At 67.8% G+C, this 8052-nt stretch carries 7 protein-coding genes; 1 reads left to right on the top strand and 6 read right to left on the bottom strand.

The features are described from left to right. Positions 1-153: 153 nt before the first annotated feature. From mnmA to VGP60_RS32775, 6 genes are all read right to left on the bottom strand, one after another. Complete coding sequence (gene mnmA, locus VGP60_RS32800) at positions 154-1242, bottom strand: tRNA 2-thiouridine(34) synthase MnmA (protein WP_327552045.1); 1089 nt, start codon at positions 1240-1242, stop codon at positions 154-156. Positions 1243-1245: 3 nt separating this feature from the next. Next, positions 1246-2439 carry a cysteine desulfurase family protein gene (locus tag VGP60_RS32795; protein WP_327552044.1) on the bottom strand — a complete coding sequence of 398 codons (1194 nt, stop codon included), beginning with the start codon at positions 2437-2439 and terminating at the stop codon, positions 1246-1248. 31 nt (positions 2440-2470) lie between these two features. After that, positions 2471-3835, bottom strand: coding sequence for an MFS transporter (locus VGP60_RS32790; RefSeq protein WP_327552043.1), 1365 nt, complete (start codon positions 3833-3835; stop codon positions 2471-2473). Between the two features lie 462 nt (positions 3836-4297). Next, positions 4298-4786 carry a glutathione peroxidase gene (locus tag VGP60_RS32785; protein WP_327552042.1) on the bottom strand — a complete coding sequence of 163 codons (489 nt, stop codon included), beginning with the start codon at positions 4784-4786 and terminating at the stop codon, positions 4298-4300. Between the two features lie 55 nt (positions 4787-4841). Continuing rightward, positions 4842-6341: a glycoside hydrolase family 57 protein gene (locus tag VGP60_RS32780; protein WP_327552041.1), complete on the bottom strand. Its 1500-nt coding sequence runs from the start codon at positions 6339-6341 to the stop codon at positions 4842-4844. Next, entirely contained in the window at positions 6338-7114 is a 777-nt protein-coding gene (locus VGP60_RS32775; RefSeq protein WP_327552040.1) for a class I SAM-dependent methyltransferase, read from the bottom strand. The genes VGP60_RS32780 and VGP60_RS32775 overlap by 4 nt, the downstream gene beginning before the upstream one ends. 75 nt (positions 7115-7189) lie before the next feature. Between VGP60_RS32775 and VGP60_RS32770 the strand changes: the two genes are divergently transcribed. Beyond that, positions 7190-8052, top strand: an 863-nt coding sequence (locus VGP60_RS32770; protein ID WP_327552039.1) for a tyrosine-type recombinase/integrase, incomplete at its 3' end; no start/stop codon positions are given.

Here is an 8052-nt window from a genome sequence, read left to right as displayed (position 1 = left end):
TCTGGTGAATCTGTTCGATGGGCTTCGTGATCCAGGTGGTTCCTGGCGGTGCGGGGGATTTGCCCTCGTACCGGGTCGTACTCGGGTGAATCCCCCGTGCCGTCAGGGGCCGCCTGGGCGCGGAGACCGCGAACTTGATTTACCAGACACGGCCTAGCTGGTCGACGCGATCTTGGCGCTGCCGAGCACGAGGTCACCGGCGGTGTCAGGGCGGTACAGCACCACGACCTGACCGGGAGCGACACCGCGCAGCGGCTCACGCAGCTGGATGGTCACCTGGTCACCGACGGCCTCGGCCACGGCGTCGACAGTGCCACCGTGCGCGCGCACCTGGATGACGCACTCGGTGGGCCCGTCCAGCGCGCGCTCACTCGGCCAGATCGGGCGATCCGCGTTGATGACACCGACACCGAGCTCCGCCACCGGCCCGACCTTCACCGTGCCGGAAACCGGTTCCAGCGAAAGCACGTACCGCGGGCGGCCGTCCGGCGCGGGGGCCTCGATGCCGAGGCCCTTGCGCTGGCCGACGGTGAAGCCGTGCACTCCCGTGTGCTGCCCGAGGACAGCGCCGGTCTCGGCGTCGACGAGGTCACCGGGCCGCTGGCCGAGCTTCTTCTCCAGGAACTTCTTGGTGTCGCCGTCCGGGATGAAGCAGATGTCGTAGCTGTCCGGCTTGTTCGCCACGGACAGGCCACGCTGCTCGGCCTCCGCACGCACCTCGGTCTTCCACGAGTCGCCGAGCGGGAACATCGCGTGCCGCAGCTGATCCGGCGTCAGCGAAGCCAGCACGTACGACTGGTCCTTGCCGACGTCGGCGCTGCGACGCAGCTCGGGCGCGCCGTCGACCTGGGCGAGCCGGGCGTAGTGGCCGGTGGCGACGGCGTCGAAACCGAGCGCCATCGCCTTGTCCAGCAGCGCCTCGAACTTGATCTTCTCGTTGCAGGTGACACACGGGTTCGGGGTGCGGCCGACGGCGTACTCACCGACGAAGGTCTCGATGACCTCTTCGGTGAAGCGCTCGGCGAAATCCCACACGTAGAACGGGATTCCCATGATGTCCGCGGCCCGGCGGGCGTCGTGGGAGTCCTCGATCGTGCAGCAGCCACGCGATCCCGTGCGCAGCGTGCCGGGCTTGGCGGACAGTGCGAGGTGCACGCCGACCACCTCGTGTCCGGCGTCGACGGCCCGGGCGGCGGCCACCGCCGAGTCCACTCCCCCGCTCATCGCGGCCAGTACTCGCATCCTCTACACCTCCTGCTCAGTCGTTTTACCCAGTGTCGTCTTGCGCATTCCGGAGAGGCCGGCTTGCCTTGCCCTGGCGACGACGCCACCGATTTCCCGCGCCACCGCGTCGACGTCTTCGTGCGTCGAGGTGTGTCCCAGCGAGAACCGCAGCGATCCGCGTGCGGCTGCCGGGTCGGCGCCCATCGCCAGCAGCACGTGGCTGGCCTGGGCGACTCCGGCCGTGCACGCCGACCCCGTCGAACACTCGATGCCCTTGGCGTCCAGCAGCATCAGCAGGCTGTCGCCCGCGCAGCCGGGGAAGGTGAAGTGCGCGTTGCCGGGCAGCCGGTTCTTCACACAGCCGTTCAGCACCGCGTCTGGCACTTCGCGCAGCACTGCGTCGATCAGGTCGTCCCGCAGGGCGGCCAGTGTCTCGGCCCGTTCGGCCTGCTCGCCGACTGTCACGCGGATGGCCGTCGCGAACGCGTGGATCGCCGGGACGTCCAGCGTGCCGGAGCGCACATCGCGCTCCTGGCCGCCGCCGTGCAGCAACGGAACGCACGGGGTGTCCCTGGCCAGCAGCAGCGCGCCGACGCCGTACGGCCCGCCGACCTTGTGCGCGGTCAGCGTCATCGCGCTCGCGCCGCTCGCCGAGAAGTCGATGGGCACCGCTCCGACGGCCTGGACGGCGTCGGTGTGCAGCGGGATCTCGTACTCCGCGCAGATGGCCGCCAGTTCCGCCATCGGGTTGACCGTGCCGACCTCGTTGTTGGCCCACATGACCGTGACCAAGGCCACGTTTTCGGGGTCGAGTTCGATCGCGTCACGCAGTGTCTCCGGGGCGACCCGGCCGCACTCGTCGACGTCGAGCCAGGTGATCTCGGCATCGGCGTGATCGCCAAGCCACTGCACAGCGTCCATGACGGCGTGATGCTCGACGGAGCTCGCCAGTACCCGGCGCTGCTTACGCGCCCAGAAGATGCCTTTTACGGCGAGATTGTCGCTTTCCGTGCCACCGGCGGTGAAAATCACCTCGGACGGGCGGGCGCCGAGCGCTCCGGCGATCACCTCGCGAGCTTCCTCGACCACCCGTCTCGCCCGGCGTCCAGAGGAATGCAGTGAAGAGGCATTGCCCACGGTGGACAGCGCCTCGCACATCGCAGCTATGGCTTCGGGCAACATCGGGGTCGTCGCCGCGTGGTCTAGATAGGTCATCGCACCCCCCAGGATAGTCCCACCTGATCGGCTACTCGACCGGCCACCGACGGGTGACGAATACCCCGACCGTGGCCACCGCGACCATGAGCACCGCGAGGACCGTGACGGCGGGCGCCGGCGCCTCCGCCGACGCCAGCGCGACGAGCAGGACACCGCCGAGCCCGACCGTCAGCGCGGACCCCACCCAGTCGCCGAGCTGCATGGCCGAGGTGTTGAACCCACGCTCGCTTTCGGACGAGAACCGCAGCAACAGCACGGAAATCGCGGGCATCGCGATCCCCATTCCCGCGCCGCCGATCGCGCATCCCGCGAACGCCGCCCATCCCGGGAACCACGGCTGTGACACGAACGCGAAGATCACCAGCCCGGTGGCGACGAGCACGAACCCGAGCCGCAGCGACACCTCACGAGACCAATCGAGGAAACGTCCCTGGACGGCCGATCCCGTCGACCATCCCAGCGCCGTGATCGTCAGGGGCAGACCGGCCAGCGCGGGGCTGTAGCCGTGGACCGCGCTCATGGTCAGCGGCAGATACGCCTCCATGCCCGCGAAAGCCCCGCTGATCAGCGCACGAGATGCGACGACCGTCGGCAACCCAGGCCTGGCGCTGAGAGTCCCCGCCGGAAGCAAGTTGCGCAGCGCCAGCCCCAGCGCGAGCAGCCCACCGACGCCGTAGACGGCCGCCGGGACCGACGGGTGCTGCGCCGCCCAAGTCAACGCCGCGATCCCCAATGCGGCCGCCACGGCCGCCAGGACACTGGCGCGACGCCCCTGCTCGCCCGGAACGTGCGCCGGAAGCTTGCGCACAACCACCACCAGCAACGCCACCCCGACGAAAACCAGCGGGATCAACCCAAGGAACACCCACCGCCACCCGACGCTGACCGTGATCACCCCGGCGACGAACGGCCCGATCACCGCCGGAAGAACCCACGCGGCCGCATTGGCGGCGTAGATCACCGGACGCTCACGATCGGTATAGGTGACCGCGATCAAAATCGAAAACGCGACCAGCAACAGCCCCGTACCGAACCCTTGAAGAACTCGCCCCAAGAGCAGAGTCGCCATGCCAGTCGCCGTCCCCGCCACGACCAGGCCGGCCAGGAAGAGCGCTGGACCAACAAGAAGCGCGAACGCGGGCCCACGGCGGTCACTGATGCGACCGGACACAACCGTGGCCACGACGCTCGGGACCAGGAAGGCGGTGAAGGGCCAGGAATAGAGGTCTTGGCCCTGAAGCTCGGCCACCATCGTGGGCATCGCCGTGGCGACCCCCATACTCTCAAAAGCGACAAGCGTGACGATCAAGAGCAAGCCGGTCGTGGTCACGCGATGCTCAGGAGTCCACAGCACGCCGCGTGATCTCGGAGTGGCCGCGATCGTGTCGGTCATGATCGCCAGCTTGCTACCTCCAGCCCGCTGGAGGTCAACCCATTTCGAGTCGAGACCAGGGGGACGACCACAAACCCGGCCGGCTGAGTTCAAAACACGCGCCTGCCGAACGGACTGACGTCCCACCACCAGCCGTGCGTACCTCCGCCGGGACGGTCACCCCACCCACCGACCCGCACGGCACCTCGGGTATTCCCCCAAAGCGGCGTTGGGGGCATTGAGCGCCCCCAACGCCGCATTGGGGTACTTCCAACCCCACCCCACGCCATGAAGGGGCCCTTCCTCGCAGAAACGAGAAGAAGGGACCCTTCATAGCGTCCTGCGTGCCCAACACACCGCGAGATGTCGACATCACGTGATCTCTCAGTGTCCAAGAGACCCCCACCTGACGACAGCGGCTCCGCGACCTGGGAGTCGACTCCGGCCCACGCCTATTTTCACTACAGATGGCGGTAGTTGCGGTCAGGCGGGAAGCGCGGCTTCGATCGCCTTCACGACGGCTTCTGACTCGGGCTCGGTGGCCGGGCGGAACCGGCCGAGGATCTCGCCTTCGGGGCTGATGAGGAACTTCTCGAAGTTCCACTGCACGTCCCCGGCCGCGCCGTCGGCGTCCGCTGTCCGGGTCAGCTCGGTGTACAGCGGGTGCCTGCCTTCGCCGTTGACCTCGAGCTTCTCGAACAGCGGGAAGCTGACGCCGTACGTCGTGGAGCAGAAGGTCTGGATCTCCTCGGCGGTGCCGGGTTCCTGGCCGCCGAACTGGTTGCACGGGAAGCCGACGACCGAGAAGCCCTTGTCGGCGTACTTTTCCTGGAGCCGCTCGAGGCCGGTGTATTGCGGGGTGAGTCCGCATTTCGACGCCACGTTCACCACGAGCAGCGCCTTCCCGCTCAGCGAACCCAGGGTGGTGGGCTCGTCGGAAAGAGTGTTCACCGGAATGTCGTAAATGCTCAACGCTGTCCCTTTCGGACTGTGTCTTAGAAAAGAGAAAGAAGAACTACGTGCTTGATCACAGGCTACGCGCGTCCAGATGGCCGAACGGCCCGTCTTCGGCGCGGTACGCGGCGGCCTTCTCTCTGGCACGCGTGTGCTCGCCCGCGCTCAGCAGCGAGGCCAGCGTGTCGAAGCGTTCGGTGTGGACACGGGCGCGGCGGCGTGCGTAGTCGGCGGCGGAATCCTTGGTGACCATGAACGCCCAGTCGCTGGACAGCGCCAGCATCGCCTCGGCGACGGCCTGGTCACGGACCGCGTCCCGGCCGAGCCCGCCGCGGCAGAGACTCAGCAGCCTGGTCTGGAGCGCGGCGTTCGACTCGACCATGTCCGAGACCTGCTCACCGTCCCACACCCGCCAGTCCTTGCCCGAGCCCCACGAGGACACGGGCAGGTCGACCGGCGCGCCGAGATGACCCGCGTCGAGCGCGCCGCGCAGCGTCGTGACGCGCACACCCGCTTCGGGCAGCGCGCGCAGCACGCCTTCGAGCCACGCCGGGCCTTCGTGCCACCAGTGCCCGAAAAGCTCGGTGTCGTAGGCCGCGACGACCATCGGCGTCCGGTCGTTTTCCGCGCGCAGCGAACGCATGCGTGCGACCACGGTCTCGACGAAGTCCTTGACGTGCAAGCGAAGCGTGTCCGCGGCGAGCGCGGGGTCGTACGGCGCCTTCTCGTGCGGGGCGATCTGCTTGCCGGTCACCCTGGACGGTTTGAGGCCGACTTCGTGGTCCCAGGTGTGGAAGTCCCGGTAGGCCGAATGGCCGGGATAGCCCGCCTTCGGGGACCAGACGCGGTAGGTGACTTCGAGGTCGCGGCCGAAGCACACGACGTCCGACGAACCGACCGTGTGGGCCTGTGAGGTGTCGCCCTTCAGCGACGGCCCGTCGACCATGAACCGCCGGACCCCGGCCGCCGCGTAGTCGGTTTCCATGCCCGGGGCGTATCCGCATTCGGGTGCCCAGATGCCTTCCGGCCGGTGCCCGACCCGCAACTCCGTGTCGGCCAGCCCGCCGCGCAGGGCGAACGAGCGCACCCGCGGGTCGAGCAGCGGCTGGAACGGATGGGTCAGCGGGCCGCCGAGCAGTTCGATCGTCCCCGCGTCCACAAAGGAGCGGAGAACCGGTGAAAAACCGTGGCGCCAGCGGGCTTCCAACTCCTCGGAGGCGTGCGTGGCGGCTTTGTACTCACCGGCGGCGAGGTCGCGGAGGAGCGGGTCGCCGCGCCAGAGCGTCGACGCATCCTGTGCGCGCAGCTGCCAGTTTCCCAGCCAATGGTGCAAAGCACGCAGGCTGTGCGGGTCGTCCAACTGTGCTGCGAGTACCGGCGTGACGCCGAGCGTCAGCATGTCCCGCTTGCCCTCCTCGGCGAAGCGGCGCACGAGATCCATCAGCGGCAGGTAGGAATGCGCCCACGCCTGATAGAGCCATTCCTCGCCGACCGGCCAGGAACCGTGGTGTGGCAACCAGGGCAGGTGGCTGTGCAGGACCAGGCAGAACGTGCCTTCGCTCTCCAGGTTCACGCGCGCACCGCCACCGCGATCAGGTCCAGGCTCGCGTCGAGGTCTTCGCCGTGGACGGCGAAATCCGCCGCCTGGATGGCTTCGACGTCGGCGAGCAGTGCCTCGGGCCAGACCGCCTGTCCTGGCAGTTCACCCATGACCACGTCGAGCTGTGCGTCGATGATCGAGCCCCCGTAACGGTTGTCGAGTTCTGTGAGACTCGGGGCGTGGTGCAGGCCGTGGAGCCGCTCGACGGTGAACCCGGCCGCCCGCAGCAGCTCGTCCAGCTCGGCGGGTGAGAGTTCCCTGGTGTGGTAGGGATTCAGCGGGGTGTCACTGTCCGGGGTGAAGGTGATCCGGTTCGGCGTGGTGACGAGGAGCTTCCCACCCGGCTTGAGAACCCGGTGGCACTCGGCGAGAAACCCCGCCTGATCCCAGAGATGTTCGATCACCTGGAAGTTCGCCACGACGTCCACAGTGGACGAACGCACCGGCAGGTACGCCAGGTTCGTCCGTGCCACAGCGACTTCGGGGTAGCGGCGGGCGACGTGGGCCGTCGCGGGCTCGTCGTAGTCGAGCGCGAGCACCCGTTCGGCGACCGGAGCGATGAGCCCGGCGCCGTAACCTTCGCCACATCCCGCTTCCAGGACCGTCGCTCCGGCGCAGTACGGCAGCAGTTCGACGTACGCGGCTTCGTGTCGGCGGAACCAATAGTTCTCTTCGGCGATGCCCGGCACGGTCCGTTCTCCGGTCAGGTGCAGCGCAGCGCCTCTACCTGCGGTTTTAGCGTTCATCGATCTTGGCTCCCTGCCGCGCTTAGTTCCGTACACCGTTTGTTGCCACGAGAACTACAGCCTAATCTGAGGCCCATGGACGTTCTGAATGAGTGGCTCCAAGAGTGGGTGCTGGACCTGCAGTCCGGCCGACCCGGAGTCGAGACGATCAAGGTCTACCGCCGTTCGATTGAGCAGTTCCTGGACTGGCTCAGCGAAGCACACCGAGGGGTCACCGAGCCCGCGCAGGTGACCGACAAGATGGTCAAGGGCTGGATGCGGCACCTCGTCGACCAGAACAAGGCCGACTCCACCCGGCGGGTACGCGGCATCGCTGTGCGCAAGTTCTTCGACTATGTCGTGGGCGAACCTGACAGCGGGCTGTACGTCAACCCGGCGGCGTCCCTGGAGTTGCCGATGCCGAAGGCGCCGCCGGTGCCGGTGGTCCCGGACGAGATCCTGTCGAAGCTGCTCAAGTCCATGAACGGCGCGACCTACGTCGATCGCCGGGACACGGTGATCATCCGAATGCTGCTCGACACGGGGTTGCGCAGGGCCGAGCTGGCCGGGGTGAACGTCGACGATGTCGATCTGGTGCACCAGCAAGTCCTGGTACTCGGCAAGGGCGGGAAGAAGCGCCTGTTGCCCTTCGGGGCCAAGACCGCGCTGGCACTGCGCAAGTACATGCGGGTCCGCGCGAGCCGAGCCGCTGGACCCGCTCTGCCGCTGCTGATGAGCGTGCGCTCGAACGACACCGGCGGTTGGCGGATGACTCCCGGTGGCGTGGGCGAAGTGCTGACGCGTCGATGTGAACAGGCAGGCCTTGACCACTTGCACCCGCACCAACTTAGGCACACGTGGGCTCATGATCTTCTGAAGTCCGGCGCCGGTGAGTCCGATGTGGAACGCCTGGCCGGTTGGTCCAGCCCGCTGATGATCAGGCGCTACGGGGCGTCCGT

Origin of the sequence: Amycolatopsis sp. (genome assembly GCF_036008905.1) — a bacterium.
In the GTDB taxonomy this organism is placed as follows: Bacteria; Actinomycetota; Actinomycetes; order Mycobacteriales; family Pseudonocardiaceae; genus Amycolatopsis.
Note: the sequence above shows the minus strand (reverse complement) of the source record. Positions and strands in the feature narration are given on the sequence as shown.